Here is a 20,415-nt window from a genome sequence, read left to right as displayed (position 1 = left end):
TCCCCCATTAGAGTATTGTTCAGTTCCATAAAACAACTAATCTCGCAACAATATTCAATTGAGCTGTATTTGATTTTAACATTCCCTTTCCTTAGAAATATTTAACATTTTTCGTTTTCCAATTTAATTGAAATTTCTACATTTTTTTCTGGTTTCAAAAGATTAGAAGATAAATCAGTAAGGAATATTGGTTTATTCTCATCCTCCAAAGGGTACTGAATTAACATCAAAAATTTATAGGAGGTCATATTGCAATGAACAATGAACAATACCCTAGCAAATTGCCTGAACAAGTACAAAGCCAACAGCCAGGAATTCAGAAGGATATGAAGCCACTTCCAGAAACCGAGAATCCGGACTACAAAGGAAGCAACAAACTGCAAGGAAAAAATGCAATCATTACCGGAGGAGACAGTGGAATTGGACGTTCAGTGGCAATAGCTTTCGTAAAGGAAGGAGCAAATGTTGCGATTATTTATTTAAATGAAAGCAATGACGCAGAAGAAACAAAACAGCTGGTTGAGGAGCAAGGCGGGAGATGTTTATTAATTGCTGGAGACATCGGTGATGAAGCCTTCTGTAAACAAGCTGTACAGCAAACTGTAGATGAGCTTGGCGGCCTTGATATCCTTGTGAACAACGCTGCTGAACAGCACCCTCAGGAAAGCATTATGGAAATCAGTACAGAACAACTGGAAAAAACATTCCGGACAAATGTTTTTTCTATGTTCCATTTAACAAAATCCGCACTGCCGCACCTAAAAAAAGGAAGTGCCATTATTAATACAACGTCCATCACTGCCTATAAAGGGCATCCAAAGCTGCTAGACTATTCTTCTACAAAAGGTGCGATTACTAGCTTTACAAGGTCTCTTGCCCTTCAGCTTGCTGAGAAAGGAATCAGGGTAAATGGAGTCGCTCCAGGACCGATTTGGACACCACTTATACCTTCTACTTTTACCGCGGAAGAAGTAAGTGAATTTGGACAGAATACACCGATGAAGCGCCCTGGACAGCCGGAAGAATTAGCTCCTGCATTTGTCTACCTCGCATCAAATTCAGATTCATCCTATGTAACTGGACAAATTCTGCATATTAATGGTGGACAAGTCGTTAATGGGTAATGGATATAGAAGCTATGTACTAAAACCAACACTTAATTTAATAAAACCATATAAACCTAAACACATTAAAAATAAAGGATACAATTTTAGTCAAATCCACTAATTTTGATTAATTTCAAAATAAAAGAAGCAGGGAATTTGGTACATACATCCCTGCTTCCTTTATACAATCTTTAAAGCCCCTGCCAAGGAAGTTCATTTTAACACATCAATTACTAACTTGCCATGTCTATGATTTTCTTTTCCTATAGCCAGAAGCAAAGTTTGAAAGTGCTTAGCTGGCAGTAACAGTTCATTTTCCACTGCTCTGGCATGAAACTCTCTTTCGTTACCGCTTTCTACATTTTTTCGGTCCACCGGGCACGAATCTCCCTCTTTCGTTACCGCGCCTTGATCTTTTTCGACTTCTCGGGCACGAATTTAACTTTTTCGTTACCGCTGCTTCAATGTTCTCGCTTCCTCGGGCACGAATACCCACTTTAACTGATAATCTATGGATATTGTTATGATTTATTAGAGCTGGACACAAAATCTATTAATATTTAAAGGAAAAGTTTAAAAAATTAAATATATACAAGAGAGTTAGTTTACTGATTAGATTAAGTTTTGTAATATTTAAACAAGAATACGAAAACGTTTTCTTTTAATAAACTCTGGAATTAGTGTTGAAAATGGAGGTAATTTTTTTCATGGGACAAACAATTGGATTTGAACACCGTTTGGCACGAAAAACCATCAAACTCGTGGATGCATCAGGAAATCCTGTTAAAGGAAAGGATGTTTCACTAAGACAAACTAACCATAAGTTTTTATTTGGCTGTGGTATTTTTGATACCATTGAAGTGGCAAATAAAAGTGTTCCAGCTGAGCGACTTGCATTTTTGGAAGATAAAATGGATAAGTTTCTAGATGTTTTTAACTTTGCAACTCTGCCTTTCTATTGGGGAGTTTTTCCTGACTATTGGGGAGGATTTGAGCCTGAAAAAGGAAAACCACGGACAAAAGAATTAAAGGCTGCTGCACAATGGTTAAAGAAGCGAAACGTAGAAGTAAAAGGACATCCTCTTGTCTGGCATACAGCAACAGCTCCATGGCTTCTGAATATGGGCAATGAAGAAATCCTGAAAGCACAGTTTGCTAGAATTGAACGTGAAGTATCTGACTTCAAAGGATTAATCGATATGTGGGATGTAATTAATGAAGTGGTGATCATGCCAATCTATGATAAATATGACAACGGTATTACAAGAATTTGTAAAGAACTTGGCCGTGTAGGCATGATAAAAGAAATGTTTGCCAAAACCCGTGAATTCAATCCAAATGCGACTCTATTATTAAATGACTTTAATACATCTATTAACTATGAAATTTTAATAGAAGGATGTTTACATGCAGGTGTCCAAATTGATGCGATTGGTATTCAGTCCCATCAGCATCAGGGTTATTGGGGACGTGAGAAATTGGAAGAAGTATTGGACCGTTTCTCCCACTTTGGTCTTCCTATTCATTTTACAGAAAACTCATTGTTATCCGGGCATCTTATGCCTCCAGAAATTAACGATCTGAATGATTATCAGATTCCAGATTGGCCGTCTACACCAGAGGACGAAGAACGCCAGGCAAAAGAAGTAGAAGAAATGTATTCTATTCTATTTAAACATCCTCTGGTAGAAGCCATTTCATCCTGGCAGTTCAGTGATGATGGTGCATGGATTGGTGCTCCCAGCGGATTTATTCGAAAGGATAATAGCTTAAAACCATCTTATAAAGTATTACAGAAATTGATCAAAGGTGACTGGAATACCAATGTGACCTCCAAAACTGATGATAAAGGAATGGTTTCATTTGAAGGATTCCTTGGTGACTATGATCTTGTTTGTGAAAATAAGAATGTTAGTTTCAAATTAGAAAATGACGATGAAACAATGCAGATAGTCAAACTAGCCAAGACAGGTGTACTACTGTAAATTCCAGGCCAATCTTCAGCTGAAAGTGTTAAATGGAAGTATCTACTTTTCTGTAAGTGAATGCTTCATAAGGAGGGAAAGCGATTTGAAATCTTTTGAAAAACTGCATCCTTTATTAAAAAACTTTGTCGAAAAAGGTCCTGCTGGATGTGCCTGTTTCGTTACCCATCAAGGAAAAACAGTATTTGAAGATTACATTGGGTACGCCGACATTGAAACTGAAACACCAATTTTACCGGATACGATTTATAGAATTTACTCAAACACCAAAGTGGTAACGTGTGTTGCTGCCCTTATTTTATATGAACGGGGATTGTTTTTGCTGAATGATCCTCTTGAAGACTATCTTCCGGAATTCAAAGAACTAAAAGTTTACCATAGAAATAAAAACGGAGATTTATCGATTTTACCTGCTACCGAATCAATCAAGATCAAAGATCTCTTCATGATGACCTCCGGATTAACCTATGGAGGGGATGGAAATGAAACAGAACGTCAGGTTAAACTGGCGCTCACTAACTTTAATAACGACAACGGTGCCGAAAATTTAGATGTCAGAACCCTCTCCAAAATACTCAGCAAGATTCCACTGGCCTTTGAACCGGGAACACAATGGCAATATGGTTATAGCCATGACGTCTTGGGAACACTGATTGAAGTCGTGTCAGGTAAATCCTTTGGACAATTTTTAAAAGATGAAATATTTGATCCTTTGGAAATGAAAGACACATTTTTCAAGATTCCCGAGGAGAAAAAAGACCGTCTTTGCACCCTTTACAATCGCAGTGAAAATGGGGAGTTATCCAAAAATTCTTTAATGGATGGATATTATCAGCCAGAATCCAAGTTTGAAAGTGGTGGCGGAGGATTGCTGTCTACGTTAGGTGACTATAGCCGATTTGCCCATATGCTGGCAAACGGAGGCGAGCTTAACGGTGTCAAAATTTTAGGAAGAAAAACGATTGAACTAATGGCCACCAATCATTTACAGCCAGACGTGGCGCAGCACTATAACTGGGATTTTCTCAAGGGCTATGGTTATGGATTGGGTGTCCGAGTCATGATTGATCCGCTTCTAGCTGGCAGTAACAGTTCAATTGGAGAATTCGGCTGGTGTGGATTAGCGGGCACTTGGGTATTAATAGACCCAAAAGAAAAGGTTTCTGCTGTGTATATGCAGCAAATGCTGCCTAACTTTGAGGCATACCATCATCCACGACTTCGGTCGGTTATTTATAGTTCTCTATAAGACATGGTTGATATAAAGGATAACCAAGTAATCAAAATGAATATCGAAATCAGCATTGGTCCAAGCAATTGCTATTTCAATAAAAATAGTGATGCAGGAGATTTTTTCTAAGATTCTGGTGCAAAAAACTCATCCGTGATCTTTAACTGTAGGAACAAAAGTACTGCGGCCTTCTCTTTAAATGGGGAAGGCTGGCCTTCCTATTCCTGTTTTTTTGAGCTACTAAGTTTCCCGCTGCTCTAGCATGAGTCTCTATTCGTTACCGCCACCTTAATTTTTTCGGTTTATCGGGCACGAATCTCCCTCTTTTGTTTCCCCTCCCTGAACCTTTCGACTCCTCGAGCACGAATCTACCTCTTTCGTTACCGCTACTTGAATTTTCACGCTTACTCGAGCACGAATCTCCCTCTTCAACTGAGAAAATCTATGGAGATTGTAATGACTTATTAGAGCTGGACACAAAACCTATTAATATATAAAGTAAAAGTTTATTAAGTTTAAACAAGAAATAAGACTTCCGAACCAAATTAAATTCAAAGAACGGGCCTCCAACGAAAGTCGGAAGCCCGTTTTTTTAAGATTAATCTCTCTCCGTGAATTTCCAATAATCCATATTAAATAAGTTGTTTTCTCCTTCTCCTTTAAAGATGAAGAAGATATTGTGTATGCCGCTAACCTTCTTGACCTCTGTCTTCATCAATCGCCATCCCTGGTCTCCTCCAGTCGGGGTAACCTCGAGCGCTCCAATCACTTCACCAACTGGGCTGTCTACACGAATTTCAATTTCACCGCCGACAGTTGAGGCAATATTTGCTTCAAAGGAAGCAGCTCCATTTTTTCCGAAATCCGCTTGAGAGACAGCAACCCAGTCTCCATTATTGATATCGGTTACATTGAGGTTAATGCTTTCAACCATGCTGCCAGGCGCTTGGGACTTTTCGGTTTTAATACCTGCATTCCATCCGATTGTTTCAGCCTCATTCCGCTTATACGGGTCAAGGTTGGCCACCTGGGATACACCTTTCATATCTGCTTTGACATCTTTAATCTTGCCATTTTCATCATATTCGACCTTATTAATATGAGGGGAACGATAACCTTTGGCTTGGTTCATGGCTTTTGCTACCGTTTGGGCATGGTAAGTGATATACGATTCACCTTTAAACTCGAAGAAATCTTGATGGTTATTTCCTCCGACACCGAAGAAAACCCATGGATTCCTAAGTGCTGTACCCTCATACGTCCAAGGTCCCATTGGTGAATCACTGGTCATATACGCAATTTCGCCAGTCCCCGGATCATCACCCTGCCGCACACCAGAGAAGTTTGTACTATATGAGTAATAGTACTTGCCATTTTTCTTGTGCATTCCAGAAGCTTCGAACAAGAATGGGGCATCAATGACTTGAGGTTCCCCCACGGTATGGATCATGTCATCACTTAGCTTAATGACTCTCGCAGTTGCCGGGTGTTCGGCTTGCTCCTGAGTAGGCGGGTTACCAGGTACTCCTCCACCATAGTACAGAAATGCTTGACCATCATCATCGACAAAGCCTGCAGGGTCAAACAGCCAGGTTACACCCTGAGCTGCAGGGTCATTCCGGCCGATTAACGGTTTTCCAAGCGGATCTGTCCAAGGTCCAATCGGGCTATCGGATGTAAGTACACCAATGCCTGACGCGTTATTTGAAAAATAGAGGAAGAATTTATCTTTTCCATCAATCTCCTTATGTTCAACAGATACAGCCCATGATTGGGTTGCCCACTTTGCCGCACCATTAGGACCAGCAACAGGAATCGCACCGTGGTCCGTCCAGTTCATCATATCATCAGAAGAGATGACATTAACCGTATTGATTTTGCTATAGGAATTATCTTTTAAATTGCCGTTTGCATCATATTCGAACTCATCGTTTGTCATATAAATATAAACTCTGCCATCATAGACCATCGCATGTGGATCAGCACCAAATTTATGGCTCATTAGCGAATTGGCATAACCAGGAATTTTTGCAATCGCACCTGTATCCAATTGTTTCAACCCAATGTAGGCCACTGCTTTATCTACGGAATAGACAATATCCTCGCCATCACTACTCTCGGCCTGAATAGAATTTGTCCGGATAACATCGGTCTGGTCGGATGTCACAAAATCTTTTACTTTTAGTTTGATCTTTGCGAATAAATCTGAACCTTTATGCGCAAAACTTACGTTCCCGCCCTTAACATGAAGCTTTAAATTGTCCTTTGAATACGTATAAGAACTGGCTCCTATAATATTCTTCGAATTGAACTCAACCCCAGTTACAGTAAGGCTATCAGGAATATTGAAAGACGCATTTAAAGAAGTGTACTTTCCTTTTGCTAGTTCATCTAGTTTCACTTGAACTTCTAGCTCAATATTTGGCGCCCCAATTACTTCAGGGACATCATCCAACACAGCTTTTATGGTTTTGGTCGCTGGATTTGTACTTGCCATCATATAATCTAGTGTACTTTCATTTTGTTGCGCCGAAGCAATCGACCCATTACTTGGTACGAAATTTAATAGCATGGAAGAAGCCGCAGTAAGGGCTAACAATTTCTTATACATTTTTAAAAATCTCCCTCCGTCAAAAATTAATAGAAAAGCTTGAATACTTTTAAAAGTATAAAACGCTTCCAATTGAATGAAATTAGAAAATATATTGAAAATATTAGAGAATATTTTGAAATAAGTAAAGAATCTAATAAGAAAAGTAAGGATATTTTAAAAAAATTGTGTTTTTTTATGATTGCGAATTACGTAATCCTAATCGACAAGTCGCAAGTGGTCATATATTGGTAAGGATAACGTGACGATTCAACATACTTTAAGCTCAATTAAAAAGAAAGAGAACAGTCATGTGACTGCTCTCCTCCAACTATATTCATATTTTCTCTACTCCGTTACGCTTGTTCTTACTCTTTTTCTGTTATGTACCACCCATCAGGCTTTTTCTCTATATGAAATAAATCTTCATTGAATTTTTTTCGGAGCATTCTATATTCTTCATTTTCTATTTTAATTTTGGCTACTATGACTTTTTTTAACGTTATTTCAGGCTTTTTGACTTCGATGACCAAATCATTAATCATAAAAAACGTTCGTTGATATCTCATACTCCACTTCCTCTCCTGTTTCTATTATTTACGTATAGAATTGGCTAAAAATTAATAAAATCCTTGTAAATTTTTTAAAAAATCTCCTGGGCTCAAATAATCAAAAACAAACCGAACCCCAGTGAAATGAATCAGCTTATACAATAAAATGCACAATATGTGACTTACAAACTTTATTGCATTATCGCCATAAAAGCAACCGAACCCATAACCGCCATATCCATCGCCATATCCGGATCCTCAATTTTTTTACCACCAACCCTAATTTCTAAGTCTAATTCCTCCTATGTTATTTCAAAACGCAAGGATAGATTGGACTATCATCATAAATTAATGATAAATCCGCAGTTATACTACAAATGCGCAAGCAAAAAATTTTCTTAACCCTATCTTCTTCTCATACTGATTACTCACCGGTGTAGACACCAATCTTGTTTAAACGTATATATTTATCTCCTTGTTTTTTTGATAATTTAATATTCTAACTATTGTTTTTATTCAAAAACTACTCTATAATTCTTTTCATTACAAAAATTCAAGTCAGAGGTGTAAAAAATGAAAGTTTTAGAGAAAGTAAGCCAATTAGCCGGCAGTACTTTTGCCGTTTGGGTACTATTATTTGCTGCCCTTTCGTTTTTTTGGCCATCAGCATTTACGTGGATCGCACCACATATTTCCCTCCTATTAGGAATCATTATGTTTGGAATGGGACTAACATTGTCTGCAGGAGATTTTAAAGAAGTTTTCAGACGTCCAAAGGATGTAGCGATTGGAGTTATTGGTCAATTTTTAATCATGCCTGTTCTTGCTTTTTTACTTGCAAAAGGATTACAATTACCACCTGAAATTGCTGTAGGAGTTATTTTAGTCGGCTGCTGTCCGGGCGGGACTTCATCGAATGTTATGACTTTCTTGGCGAAAGGTGATGTTCCACTAAGTGTTACCATTACCTCAGTGACAACACTGCTAGCACCTGTGGTAACACCAGCCCTTATTTTATTACTTGCAAGCGAATGGATTCCTGTAGATCCAGCTAGCTTATTTGTTTCCATTGTCAAAATTGTGATTGTACCGATCGTCCTAGGGGTAATTATTAAAAAGTTATTTAATCGTCAAGCACTGGCAAGTGTAAAAGTACTTCCGCTTGTATCCATTATAGGAATCGTTGCGATTGTAGCCGCAGTAGTATCTGTTAACCAACAAAATATTGCTAAAACGGGGTTAATCATTTTTGCTGTTGTTATCCTTCATAATGTCCTTGGTTATTTAGTGGGCTTTCTCTTTGGAAAGTTATTCAAGATGGATTTATCAAAGAAAAAAGCAGTTGCCATTGAAGTTGGGATGCAAAACTCCGGCTTAGGTGCTGCTATTGCTTCTGCACATTTCTCACCATTATCTGCTGTACCAAGTGCAATTTTTAGTGTTTGGCACAATATTTCTGGACCAATATTAGCGACCCTATTTAATCGGATGGGTAACAATAAGTCGCTTGATACGGATTCAAAAAATTCACAATTAACAAACTAGATAACTGCACCTTCATTGTTGGAAATCAACGTCCACATGAAGGTGTTTTTTTTGTATTCCCATTCTTTATTATTTGGCATAACTTTTGTTTGTCCAAAAACAACCTCAAATTTTCCCCACAACCAATGAAATCATATTATTTCAGCTCCCTTTTCTCCAATTTCTGCAAAGATATGGGGCTTTTCTTCCGGTTGTCTGCATAGATTGTAGACAAGGGTAAGTGATCTCTCAATTAAAATAGTAAACCAGGAGGAAAAAAACCTAATGCAATTTATTGAAGATGTTAAAGATGTGAAATTTAGTTTTTTGGAAAAGCCGCCTGCGTCGTCGATGACTTATGCCTTTGTTTATGTTAATAATCACAATGAATACTGTGCAGTTAAAAATGGAGAGCGTTTGTCACGCAGTGAATTACGGATTGGCAAATATAAAAGGGTTTATACAGTCAATATGCAGCAGCATACCATCACATACAAAGAGGAAGTTCCTTCGGCAACAAGAGGAAGAAGGTTTTCTGTCAATCTATTTATCGACATTGCCGTTGAACACCCCGAACGGTTAGTTCAACAAAATGCAGGAGAATTTGGCGACATTATAAATAATAATTTGCCCTTCTGGGTGGAGTCGGAAGCAAGATTTTATCCTATTGAAGAAGAGCTTAGGTTTGCCCGGCATATTGAAGAATTTTTTCAAACCTCGCCATTAGTCAAGGTATTAAGAGAGGCTGGAATTGTTGTTCGAAATGTTCGTGTTTTGATCCGGCAAGGTATTCGGGACCAACGCCATGATGAGGCAATCGCTGATTTAGACCGGAACGCTGAACTATCTGCCTATCAAGAGGCTCTGGACTTGCAGGAAGCGCGCCGGATTTCTATCTCGATTAAAGATGCTCTTCAAGCAGGAGATTTTATCACTGCTGGAAAGCTTGGAGAAAAGAATGAAATGGCAAAGCGGTTAGTGGAATCGGAGTTTAGCCAAAATCAAGCCTTCAAACTTGAGGTAAACAAACAACTTTTCAACTTAATCAACGATCACTCTATTGACCAGTTTGAGGCAGAACAAAGATTGGCCAAGCTAAAAAAACTATTTCCCTATCTCCCTGTTAATCTAGAAAATATCAATCGAAAAAAACAGATTTCTGGTCCAAAGAGAGAACTTCAATCCTATTTAAATAAAGGAGAGTAGCGATTGTGGAATCCATTTTAAACCAGCTGTTTTGGATTTGGTCACTTATTTCTTTCCTGCCGGAATGGATGCGTCTTTTTTTGGCTCTCTTTGTGCTCTTACAACTCGTAAGGCTGATATTGTTGTACATTATTCCTCCCTTCTTAAACCTGTTGTGCCGTTTGTTGAAAAAGATGATATATCCCATTTCTTACCCAATCATGACACTTCTTGCCACATTACAAAGACGTCGGAGAGAAGCAGGAATAGCAGGTATACCTGTTTGGATTGAAATCATTGAAGGAATGTTTGCCTTGTTCGAAAATTTTCTCAACAAAATGATTGAGCTTTTCACGAAACGGAAACGGAATAAGAGCAGAATTAAAAAATGGACCTTCTATGCTGCCACCTCTGTAGTGATTTTGCTAACTGCTGCCATCATGAACAATCCAAATGAGTGGTATACACAAGAATGGAGGAAAGCGGAGGCCTGGTTAAACCAAGAACATGTGCACGTACAAGCATCTGGGACTTCACCTGATCAAAAAGAATTGATTTTAAATAAGAAATATGAAGATGGCGGAAATATTCGTGAAGCTCCCGCACTAACCGCGGCCCGTCTATACACGATCACAAATGGTGAAATCATACACTTTTTGAATGAAGAACAAGTAGATTCCAAAGGAATAAAGTGGCTAAAAGTTCAAACTACAAACGGAATCGAAGGCTGGATATCGGCATTGATTGTCAGGGAAAAGCAATAAATTAAGAGGTTATGATAATCTTAGAGTCGTGATGAAAGAATAATTTTATTGATTTTAAGCTCCTTTTCCAAATACAAGAACAACTTAAATAAGGAGAGTTGGCTTCCAAGTGGAATAGTCGCTCTCCTGACTTAAAGATTTACGAATTTATCAAAAGGTGAACCTGCCAGTCTCAATCTCACACAATCCTCTCTCAAACTAAGCCAATATGGTACTTTCATAATCTTGCTACGAAAACCATCTAAACTTTTTGGCTTTTCCCCAAGCATATTTGCCTGCATAGAGGAGCAAGTAAACAATTCTTGAACAGAAGGAGGATCCGCCATCCCATGGGAGCCCTTTCCGATAGCGTACCCAATCGTGAATGTGCCAGGGAGTTAAAAGGTCAAATTTATACATGTCCCATATTTTGCACTTCCTTTTATTTGAAAAGGCGGCATCTAATATACTGTTGACCGCTCGGCGTGCTGCCTCATTGGCGGCTTCCATCGACGCCAGATCCGTATTCGTACGCACATAATCTGAAGCTAGGAAGAGATTGGGAATCTGTGTATAAGCATAGGGCCTTAAGCTCCACGCAAAAACTTTGTTTATAAGTAAAGGCTCACTATTAATCATTTTTCCGGCAGCGTCGAAATGAATGTCCGGATCCAAAAACCAAGAGTGAATATCCTCATCCCTAAGCATCACTTTTTCGTGATTTAAGGCTTTTTTCAGCTGTGCCCATACTTCATCTTTAATTTCGTCTTTTGTGCATTCGATTGCCTTTTTTCCAAAAAGAATGCCTGGTTTGTTCCATTCTGATATATCAACCGAAATAATCCCCATAATCTGACCATCCCCATATTGCTGGAGGTCCTTCCCGTTCCAAAATTGCTTTTGTGAAATGGCCGTAATCGCCCACGGTGAATCCATAATGATCAGATGGCCGTTTACGATAGGCACATCGCGTTTCATAAAGAACTGGATTCCGTTCATCCAATCAACATCTTTGGCAAGCTTCTTCAATCCTATCAGTGTCGGATCTGCCCTAAGCATATCTGATGACACTAATGGGGCCATAACTTCCACTGGGAGAGTGCTTAAGTAAAAGTCCGCATAAACTAACTCGTCAGTTCCTCCCCTTTCGATATGAACACCCGTGATTTTGCCTTCTTGGATTTGAAAGCCGCACACTGATGCATTGGTATAATAACGAACTCCTTTTTGTTTCAAATAGCTGATCCATGGATCAATCCACACCTCATTGGTCGGGCCATTTAGGACTCGGTCACAATCATTGGTTGGTGTAAGAATGCCCATAAGGAGTTGGGCAAGAACCGTTCCGAAGGTCTTGGTACTTGCTTCAGTAGATTTCGCGGCGACCAATGACCGGGAAATGGAAGCAAACACTTCATGGAAGTTCTTCGATTGGTTATCTCCATCGAGATAATCCCACCAGCTTATCCTTTCATATTCATCCATAATTCGCTTCCTGCAGCTCGTCATCACCTGCCAAAGCCGCTCCGTAAAAAATACCACTTCTTCTTCTGAAAGTCCCCAATCCGAATCGAACAATGCTTTCAAGTTCTTTTTGATACCGGTCATAGATTTTGGAATGGAAGTGGAGATGGCGACTAGTTGATGGTCAAAGCGGGCAAGACCCATCTCCCGAGCCGAAACTAATTGATCATAAACACTCTGCTTTTGGTCATAAGGGATTCGTTTCATCGTATCAATGATATGGCGATAAAAACCGGGAAAGCAACGAAATCCGTGTTCTCCAGGGAGATTTTTTCTCCCGCTCGTACCAGAATGGGGAACAGGAATCGACCGTGCTTTTCCACCCGGAATCTTTTTGCTTTCGTATACTGTTACGTCAAATCCCCTTTCTGCCAGTTCATGAGCAGCACTAAGGCCAGCCACCCCGCCTCCCAAGATGGCCACTTTCTTCATGGACTCACCTTCTTTGCATAGATTAGAATAATCCAATATATGCAATAGGAATTGGAGGAGATTGGACATTCAGGAACACTGGCCTCTCTTCACTCCATACCCTGCATTGTGTGGGTGACTGGACATTGGCGGTGTCTGCAGTGAGAAAAAGTCGATATCCTGAAGTTAATTACATATCTTTTTATTTTTTAAGAAACATACAATCATAATATTTCTATATACCCTGCCGTACCGTTCACTCGGATCCTCTGTCCATCCTTTATTAGCTTTGTTGCGTTTTCCACTCCTACGACGGCAGGAAGACCATATTCGCGGGCAACGACGGAACCATGGGTCATGAGCCCGCCTACTTCCGTTACCAAACCTTTGACAGATACAAATAGCGGTGTCCAGCTGGGATCGGTAAATGTCGTTACGAGAATATCTCCATCCTCAATCTGAGTATTCTCTATTTTTAAAATGACACGTGCCCGCCCCTCGATAATGCCGGTTGATGCAGGGACCCCCGCCAAGGCACCTTGGGGGATATCATCGGTATCATATTTGCCGAATATAACCTCGCCATCGGAGGTCATCACCCGCGGTGGTGTCAACTTCTGATAGACTTCATAATCGCCTTTTCTCTCATTAATAACCCTGTAATCCACATGATTGGTGCAAACTGTTTCACGGAGTTCCTTAAAGGATAAATAGTAGATGTCTTCTTTTTCTTGAATTACTCCCTTTTGAACCAGTATAGCGGCCTCCTTCATCAGCTTCTGCTTGTAAATGTCAAAGCGTGTAATAAAAGCGTATTTGGGATATTCCCGGTATCCGATAAAATTGCGTAAAACGCTGATCATCTTCTTTGTCTTTTTTGCCTTTCGTTTGCCGCCGGGCAATTGCCTCAAACGTCTCAAAAGATCCTCCCCCAGCTGCTCTGCCTCCACCTTGCCTTGCTCAAATTTAATTTTGCTTGAATGAGGTGCAAAATTCTTTATATTGCTGAGAATCATAGGAAAGAGTGCGCTTGGCTCTTCTCTCCAACGTGGACTTGTAATATCAATCTCTCCGGAACAGCGCATTCCATAGTTTTCAAGGAACCCCCTCATTGCGTTTATAATAGCACTCCCGCCTTCCAGTTTGGCTAAGTCCTCAAAAAAGGTCTCATCACTGGTATGCTCAAAAACCTCAATTACCGCGGTATATGGCCGAACGATGTCCGATACATCCATGAGAGCAAGACCCATTTCAGATGTAATGTTGTTTAATACCGATTGGGAAAGTATGTCAGCTGCGTTCTTCTCCCCCAACCATCTTTCCATGTTTTTATTGATCCAGTCCCATGCTAATGCCCCAGCTATAATAATGCCTAGACTTCGAGGATCATATAAGCGTTCTGTTAATTCCTTAAGGTCTTCCTTAATAAAGGAAAACAGGTCGTCTCCCGATAGTGGTGCAATTCGTTTCTGCAGTTCCGTAATGGATACTTGGTTGAGATTGATAAGATTATGGGCGATTGCCGGGTCGTTTTTTCGGTATATGTTGATTACCTGTAGGGGAAGTGTCCAGGATATTCCTTCGGCACCGAGATTAAATGCTCTCTTTCCCCGCGGCAATGAATTCATAAAATCTGTTCTCTGTATCAAACTTAAAATCGCATTCTTCGAGAGATGGTCGTGCTTGCCTATTGCAGAAAGCAGGGTTCGTCGGCCAACAGGAGAGGTCAGGTCGTAAGTAAGGTCAATAAACAGTCTTCCACCAGCTATACGAACTGGAAATTGTTCAGTTAAATACATTAAAAAGGATATACCCAATGGTCTAATGGCGTCTGTCATCATCTGTAAATGACCAAACGACAAGTATACTCTGTTCTGCCCATCCTCACACTCAGGGATTGGGAATAAGGTTGTGATGGGGCGGCTTTGGACGATATATAACCCCTCTTCAGAAAGACACCATTCGATGTCCTGCGGGCAGGAAAAATAAGCCTCAATCTTTCTTCCCACTTTTTCCAGCTGTAAGATTTGGGTATCCGTAAGGGTTTGGCTGTTCTGTTGGTCCAACTCGATCTCTTTTTCCTTTATACCCCCTTTTTCTAATGGCTGAATGACTAGTTTCTTGGCAGAGATCGTCTTTTCAACAATGGTTCCATCCCGAACCTTATAGTTATCTGCATTAACTAAACCAGAGACGAGTGCCTCGCCAAGTCCAAAGCTGGCATCAATCGAGATTACCTTACGGTTGGAAGTAACAGGATCTGCTGTAAACAAAATTCCTGAAGCTTGAGGGATGATCATCCTTTGAATCACAACCGACAAGTAAACTTTTCGGTGGTCGAATCCATTCTGGATGCGGTAAATCACCGCCCTGTCTGTAAAAAGGGACGCCCAGCACTGACGGATATGTTGAAGGATTGCCTCTTTTCCAATGATATTCAAAAACGTATCCTGCTGGCCTGCGAAGGAAACAAGCGGCAAATCCTCGGCTGTAGCACTGGAACGAACCGCGTAAGCATGCTTCTCTCCATACTCTGTTAGATACCAAATGATCTCGGTTTCGATATCCAGGGGTATTTCCGTTTTCTCAATAAGACTGCGGATCTTACCACTAATAACACCTATTTCTACCCTCTCATCGGCTCTTAGCTCCAAGAGTTGATCCAGTAACTTGCTGATCTCACTATCCTGGCCGATTATTTTTTTGTAAGCTTCTGTGGTAATGCAAAAGCCAGCTGGCACCCGAATTCCTTCAATCCTCGAGAGTTCCCCCAGATTTAGCCCTTTGCCCCCAACAGCCATAATCATTGTTGGGTCTATATCTCGAAACCTGAGCACATAGACATTTATGGCAGACCCCTCCCAAATAAATAATGTCTTCTTTGTATTTTATTGAGGAGATTGCCAATGTAATCCTTGCATACACTAAATGATTTGTTTAGTGTAATAACTGAGTATATAAAAAATCCACTTTTCCTTTACAAAGTGGATTTCTCATTTAAGTACACCATTTATATTAAATAGCTATAAAAAATTATTGCAGAACTATAATCGAAATGGACAAAGTCTTGTCCCTATATTAATTACCCATTAATTTTATATAATTTCTTCGTTGCGGGTCACTACCTGAGCATTTCCTAAAGGATTATTTGTTGAATTCAGACTAGCTGCTGCAAAGATGCTTAAAACAGCACAGACAATAATGTACATGAATGCGGATACATACGAACCATTAAAGACTTCAATTAAATAACCCATAACCATTGGTGCAAGAAATGCACCAATCATCCCACCAAGATTAATCATCCCAAAAGTAGACCCTATCACATTTTTTGAGAATATTTTATGTGGAAGGCCAAAAATGGTAGCTACAACTGGTCCATGGAAAAACATACATATAGCTTGATAAGTAATAACTAAGGAAACAGACGGTGCATTGAATAACAAATACAGTGAAACAATCATGATGATAAGGCTTACAATTGCAAGATATTTTTCTTTTCCACTTAGAACAGACTTAATAAGTTGACCACCAATAACAACACCCAAAGCTCCAGCAAGTGCCGGTATAGACGTAAGCATACCCATAGACATCAAATCGAGACCTCTTACATTAACAAGATAAGGAGGCATCCAAGAAATGAGTCCCCATACAACCGTACTTACTCCAAACCACATGATGGCCAGCTGCCAGCTTGTCCGCATCTTTAAAACATCTTTAAAAGAAGCTTTTTGATCCGTTTCTTCATCAACTCTTTCGACCTGCATATTTGTCGGATTTAAATAATACCAAAGTAACGCTGCAACCAAAACCCCGGCTAAACCAATAGAGATAAATAAATTTTGCCAACCTACCCACACAAGAAGGGGAGTAGCAATTAAAGGAGCAATCACTCCGCCAAGTGAATTGGAAGACATCATGATTGTTTGGGCACTAGTTCGCTCTTCTTTAGGAAAGACATCGGCTATTGCTTTGGAGCTGGCTGCGGGATATCCTCCTTCTCCGAGACCGAACATAAAACGAATAATAATCATAGACATAAGGGACCAGGCCATTCCTGTTAACACGGTAAATAGTGACCAGAACAAAATGGCAATTGCAATTACTTTTCTTGATCCAAATTTATCTGCAAGCCATCCTCCAGGCAATTGCATTAAAGCATAGCCAGCAAAAAAACTACTCAGCACGATCCCCATAACAGCCGGGCTAAGGTTAAAATCTTTTGCAATTTCAACAATCCCAACATTCATTGCCATCCTGTCAAGATAAGATAAACACCATCCTAAAAACAACAGTGCTAAAATCATATGCCTCTTTTTATTGTTAATTTGCTTAGTTTCCATAATAATGCCTCCTACAAATACCACCGGGATAAGTTTCTCTAAATATATTAATTAGCGTAGTTTATATAATCGAAAACAAGTGAAATAAACATTTTTCCAGCTATAAGAATAGACTGTTCATCCACATCAAATTTTGGGTGATGATGTGGAAAGACCGCTTCAATAGCAGAATTCATTCCTCCTACATTAAAAAATGCACCTGGCTTCTCTCTTACATAATAGGCAAAGTCCTCCATCGCCATCTGTAAAGGAGACTCTGAAACATTTTCTTTTCCTACAATCTTTTCACCTATACGTTTAATACGAAGTGCTTCTTCAGAATTGTTGCATACAGAAGGATAGCCGTATTCATACGTTACGACACAATTGGCACCTGCCCCGCTGCACGCGGCCTCTGCTACTCTCTTAATATACGTTTCGGCAAGTTCTCGGGCTTCCTCCGAAAACGTACGAACTGTCCCAGATAAAATCACTTTATCAGGAATGATATTATATCTGCTTACACCATCAAACGAACATACAGATATTACAGCAGGATTTGTCGCATTAATACGGCTCGCGGTAATCTGCTGGATATTCGTGACAATTTGGCTCCCAATAAGGATTGGATCCACAGCAAGATGAGGTGAAGATCCATGTCCTCCTTTTCCTTCCACAACAATTTCAAATTTATCTCCAGCTGCCATCATGTAATCTTCTTTAAAAAGAATCTGTCCTACAGGTAAATTTGACAATACATGAGCACCGTAGACTACATCTACATTCTCAAGACACCCATCTTCAATCATTGCTTTTGCACCGCCAGGAATAACCTCTTCAGCAAATTGGTGAATAAACAGCACATTGCCATGCAGGTGCTCCTTAACTTTACTGAGCGCATAGGCCGTACCAAGTAGTGATGCAGTATGTATATCATGCCCGCAAGCATGCATGATACCAGGTATTTTTGATTTATAGGGAACAGACTTTTCATCCTGAATTGGCAGAGCATCGAAATCTGCACGCAGTGCAACAGTTTTTCCTGGTTTTGCTCCTTTTAACAAGGCAGTAATTCCTCGTCCCCCAACTTCGGTTTTTACTTCTAGTCCACACTCTCTTAAAAAGGTTGCAATAATGGACGGAGTTCTTTCTTCTTCAAATGACAATTCCGGATACATATGTAAGTCTCGTCTAATATTAACGAGATCTTCAAATATATTTTCTAATTCCTTGAATGCTGTTTTTTCCATAATAAATTATATCCTCCTCATACAATTGACAACGGTTTCAAAATTGAATATTTTCACTTTTTAGTATTTACTAAATGTTATATAATTTTAGATATACCCGTCAATGTAGGATTAAACAACGTTGATAGATAAACTATGTTGATATCAACAGTAGAGGTGTGAATATGAAAATAAAAGAAACCTTCTTTCAACAATTAAGTTTAGAGAGTCAAAAAGCACAGGATCATGTAATGAATTTAATGGAGAGCTTTCGAGCAATAAACTCGACGCTAGAATTGGATGAAGTATTGAAAAAAATCATGCATTTTGCGTTAAATATAGTGGAGACAGCCGAGGCAGGATATATACAAATGTTTGATGAGCCTTCGAATAAACTGATTATAAAGGCATATGTTGGCTTTAATCATAATATTAACTACTTTAAAGTAAATATCGGTGAGTCTATTACAGGCAAGGTTTTCAGGGACGGACGTGTTAGACTAATTACCACAATGGAAGAAATTTATAATAATATGGGAGACTTGAGTAAAGAGAATTTTGAATTTATTGAAAAGGCGCACCATAATAACCAAAATATTAAGTCTATTTTATCCGTCCCTGTTTCATTTGGAACAAAACGGATTGGCGTCATGACACTTCATTGCTTTGATATAGAAGATGGTCTCAGCGAAACAGACCTCCTTCTTTTACAAAGTTTTGCTTCACAGGCTGCTATTGCACTTCATAATGCCAATCTCTATACAGAAGTACAGAATACCTTGAATGAAGTTACCCATTTATCACAAAGGCTCAAAGAAACCAATACGCTGTTAGAAAAGAGAACAAACATTCACAATCTCCTAACGGAGCTATCAGTTCAAAACAAGGGTATGAATGCTATTATTTTAGAAATGAATAAAATGATGAACACGAATTTTGTTTATGCGGATTATCTCGAAGGAAAATTGGTCCCACAACATGATGTGGATTTCGCTAAATGTATAGATGATATTTTCTTTCTCTTTACTAATAAATCCAAACCAGCTTATATATCAATTTGTGATACGGTCCAAATTGATTGTTATATATATCCGATTAGGTCTGGCTCTATTTTATTAGGATGTCTAATTGTAGAAGGAAGCTCCCCTCTATCGCAACTCGATCACATTATCATTGAACAAGGTGCTCCTATTCTTTCTCTAGAAATTATGAAACTTAGATCACAGGCTGAAATCATGTATAAGAAAACCTATGAAACATATCAACAGTTTCTAAAAATAAAAAATCCTCAGCATGCCGAGATTGCTGCAAAGGAGTTAGGAATTAATAGTCATTATTTTCTTCAAACAGCTTTAATTGAATTAGATGGAAACGTCGATCTGCATGCTCTTGAAAACGATGCTCTGCTTCTGCTAACACATATTAAAAAGAAAATAACATTAGAAAACAGCTTGCTTTTTAGCTACAATAACAAAATTACGGTTTTTTCTTCTGTCCCAAATGCTAGCTACGGAGCATATTTTACAGAAATTATTGAAAGTAGCATTAAATGGTGGAACGAACGGTTTACAGTAGTAGCCCGGGCAGGAATCAGTTCAGGGCAATACTATCCCGGTCAAGCGGAAGAAAATCATTTAAAAGCCGAAAAAGCCCTTCTATATTTGAAAAAACAAAAGAAAAAAGGCATTCTTCATTACAGTAATATCGGCATCAGCAGCTTTTTTTTAAATCATTCTCTAGAAGAAATCGATGCATTTCTGCGCGAGACGTTTTCCAAATTGTGGACTGATCAGGGGAAAAACGACGAACTTCTGCACACACTTTTCACGTATATACAGAATAACCGTTCCATGACTACTACTGCCAAAGAACTTCATATTCATACAAATACACTCTATCTTCGCCTGAAGAAAATTGAGGATATTCTTGATATGGATTTTAATCATTATGAAGATTACCTAAAAGTACAGCTGGGGTTCTATCTTTTTAAAACCTTTTTAGGAACATAGTCTGG

Annotated in this window: 14 protein-coding genes; 7 read left to right on the top strand and 7 right to left on the bottom strand. The window is 39.2% G+C overall.

The annotated features are described in order from the left end of the window. Positions 1 to 254 precede the first annotated feature (254 nt). Entirely contained in the window at positions 255 to 1,124 is an 870-nt protein-coding gene (locus tag QNH29_RS10535; RefSeq protein ID WP_283864727.1) for an SDR family oxidoreductase, read from the top strand. A gap of 195 nt (positions 1,125 to 1,319) precedes the next feature. Here QNH29_RS10535 and QNH29_RS10530 read toward each other — a convergent pair whose 3' ends face one another. Beyond that, entirely contained in the window at positions 1,320 to 1,481 is a 162-nt protein-coding gene (locus tag QNH29_RS10530) for a hypothetical protein (protein ID WP_283864726.1), read from the bottom strand. Between the two features lie 332 nt (positions 1,482 to 1,813). Between QNH29_RS10530 and QNH29_RS10525 the strand changes: the two genes are divergently transcribed. Both QNH29_RS10525 and QNH29_RS10520 read left to right on the top strand, forming a co-directional pair. After that, positions 1,814 to 3,091, top strand: a complete 1,278-nt coding sequence (locus QNH29_RS10525; RefSeq protein WP_283864725.1) for an endo-1,4-beta-xylanase — start codon at positions 1,814 to 1,816, stop codon at positions 3,089 to 3,091. An 85-nt stretch (positions 3,092 to 3,176) separates the two neighbouring features. Then, the gene (locus tag QNH29_RS10520; RefSeq protein ID WP_283864724.1) at positions 3,177 to 4,340 is read left to right on the top strand and encodes a serine hydrolase domain-containing protein; all 1,164 of its coding nucleotides are present in this window, start codon (positions 3,177 to 3,179) and stop codon (positions 4,338 to 4,340) included. Positions 4,341 to 4,920: 580 nt separating this feature from the next. Here QNH29_RS10520 and QNH29_RS10515 read toward each other — a convergent pair. Together QNH29_RS10515 and QNH29_RS10510 are read right to left on the bottom strand one after the other, a co-directional pair. Then, positions 4,921 to 6,933 (bottom strand): glycoside hydrolase family 43 protein, encoded by a 2,013-nt coding sequence (locus tag QNH29_RS10515; protein ID WP_283864723.1) that lies wholly within the window; start codon positions 6,931 to 6,933, stop codon positions 4,921 to 4,923. Positions 6,934 to 7,280: 347 nt separating this feature from the next. Beyond that, on the bottom strand, positions 7,281 to 7,481 hold the full coding sequence (locus QNH29_RS10510; protein ID WP_283864722.1) for a hypothetical protein: 201 nt from the start codon (positions 7,479 to 7,481) through the stop codon (positions 7,281 to 7,283). A 555-nt stretch (positions 7,482 to 8,036) separates the two neighbouring features. On the opposite strand from QNH29_RS10510, the gene QNH29_RS10505 reads away from it, so the two are divergent. From QNH29_RS10505 to QNH29_RS10495, 3 genes are all read left to right on the top strand, one after another. Next, the gene (locus QNH29_RS10505) at positions 8,037 to 9,008 is read left to right on the top strand and encodes a bile acid:sodium symporter family protein (protein ID WP_283864721.1); all 972 of its coding nucleotides are present in this window, start codon (positions 8,037 to 8,039) and stop codon (positions 9,006 to 9,008) included. A 264-nt stretch (positions 9,009 to 9,272) separates the two neighbouring features. Beyond that, entirely contained in the window at positions 9,273 to 10,193 is a 921-nt protein-coding gene (locus QNH29_RS10500; protein ID WP_283864720.1) for a hypothetical protein, read from the top strand. A 5-nt stretch (positions 10,194 to 10,198) separates the two neighbouring features. Beyond that, positions 10,199 to 10,936 (top strand): SH3 domain-containing protein, encoded by a 738-nt coding sequence (locus tag QNH29_RS10495; protein ID WP_283864719.1) that lies wholly within the window; start codon positions 10,199 to 10,201, stop codon positions 10,934 to 10,936. A 228-nt stretch (positions 10,937 to 11,164) separates the two neighbouring features. On the opposite strand, the gene QNH29_RS10490 is transcribed toward QNH29_RS10495, so the two are convergent. From QNH29_RS10490 to QNH29_RS10475, 4 genes are all read right to left on the bottom strand, one after another. Further along, the gene (locus QNH29_RS10490; RefSeq protein ID WP_283864718.1) at positions 11,165 to 12,871 is read right to left on the bottom strand and encodes a hydroxysqualene dehydroxylase; all 1,707 of its coding nucleotides are present in this window, start codon (positions 12,869 to 12,871) and stop codon (positions 11,165 to 11,167) included. A 203-nt stretch (positions 12,872 to 13,074) separates the two neighbouring features. Continuing rightward, on the bottom strand, positions 13,075 to 15,699 hold the full coding sequence (gene ppsA, locus QNH29_RS10485) for a phosphoenolpyruvate synthase (RefSeq protein WP_283865590.1): 2,625 nt from the start codon (positions 15,697 to 15,699) through the stop codon (positions 13,075 to 13,077). A gap of 246 nt (positions 15,700 to 15,945) precedes the next feature. After that, positions 15,946 to 17,193, bottom strand: a complete 1,248-nt coding sequence (locus QNH29_RS10480) for an MFS transporter (protein WP_283864717.1) — start codon at positions 17,191 to 17,193, stop codon at positions 15,946 to 15,948. Between the two features lie 47 nt (positions 17,194 to 17,240). Beyond that, positions 17,241 to 18,422, bottom strand: coding sequence for a M20 metallopeptidase family protein (locus tag QNH29_RS10475; protein ID WP_283864716.1), 1,182 nt, complete (start codon positions 18,420 to 18,422; stop codon positions 17,241 to 17,243). 164 nt (positions 18,423 to 18,586) lie between these two features. On the opposite strand from QNH29_RS10475, the gene QNH29_RS10470 reads away from it, so the two are divergent. After that, positions 18,587 to 20,410 carry a helix-turn-helix domain-containing protein gene (locus tag QNH29_RS10470; protein ID WP_283864715.1) on the top strand — a complete coding sequence of 608 codons (1,824 nt, stop codon included), beginning with the start codon at positions 18,587 to 18,589 and terminating at the stop codon, positions 20,408 to 20,410. The last annotated feature ends 5 nt before the right edge of the window (positions 20,411 to 20,415 follow it).

The sequence above is a fragment of the Neobacillus sp. DY30 genome, from assembly GCF_030123065.1.
In the GTDB taxonomy this organism is placed as follows: Bacteria; Bacillota; Bacilli; order Bacillales; family Cytobacillaceae; genus Neobacillus.
The sequence above is the reverse complement of the archived record's forward strand: the minus strand, read 5'-3'. Positions and strand labels throughout refer to the sequence as shown.

What these genes read in the sequence shown, in the direction of transcription:
- QNH29_RS10535 (WP_283864727.1), top strand. Translation starts at nt 255, where the DNA reads ATGAACAATGAACAATACCCTAGCAAATTGCCTGAACAAGTACAAAGC.
- QNH29_RS10525 (WP_283864725.1), top strand. Translation starts at nt 1,814, where the DNA reads ATGGGACAAACAATTGGATTTGAACACCGTTTGGCACGAAAAACCATC.
- QNH29_RS10515 (WP_283864723.1), bottom strand. Translation starts at nt 6,933, where the DNA reads ATGTATAAGAAATTGTTAGCCCTTACTGCGGCTTCTTCCATGCTATTA.
- QNH29_RS10510 (WP_283864722.1), bottom strand. Translation starts at nt 7,481, where the DNA reads ATGAGATATCAACGAACGTTTTTTATGATTAATGATTTGGTCATCGAA.
- QNH29_RS10505 (WP_283864721.1), top strand. Translation starts at nt 8,037, where the DNA reads ATGAAAGTTTTAGAGAAAGTAAGCCAATTAGCCGGCAGTACTTTTGCC.
- QNH29_RS10500 (WP_283864720.1), top strand. Translation starts at nt 9,273, where the DNA reads ATGCAATTTATTGAAGATGTTAAAGATGTGAAATTTAGTTTTTTGGAA.
- QNH29_RS10490 (WP_283864718.1), bottom strand. Translation starts at nt 12,871, where the DNA reads ATGAAGAAAGTGGCCATCTTGGGAGGCGGGGTGGCTGGCCTTAGTGCT.
- QNH29_RS10480 (WP_283864717.1), bottom strand. Translation starts at nt 17,193, where the DNA reads ATGGAAACTAAGCAAATTAACAATAAAAAGAGGCATATGATTTTAGCA.
- QNH29_RS10475 (WP_283864716.1), bottom strand. Translation starts at nt 18,422, where the DNA reads ATGGAAAAAACAGCATTCAAGGAATTAGAAAATATATTTGAAGATCTC.
- QNH29_RS10470 (WP_283864715.1), top strand. Translation starts at nt 18,587, where the DNA reads ATGAAAATAAAAGAAACCTTCTTTCAACAATTAAGTTTAGAGAGTCAA.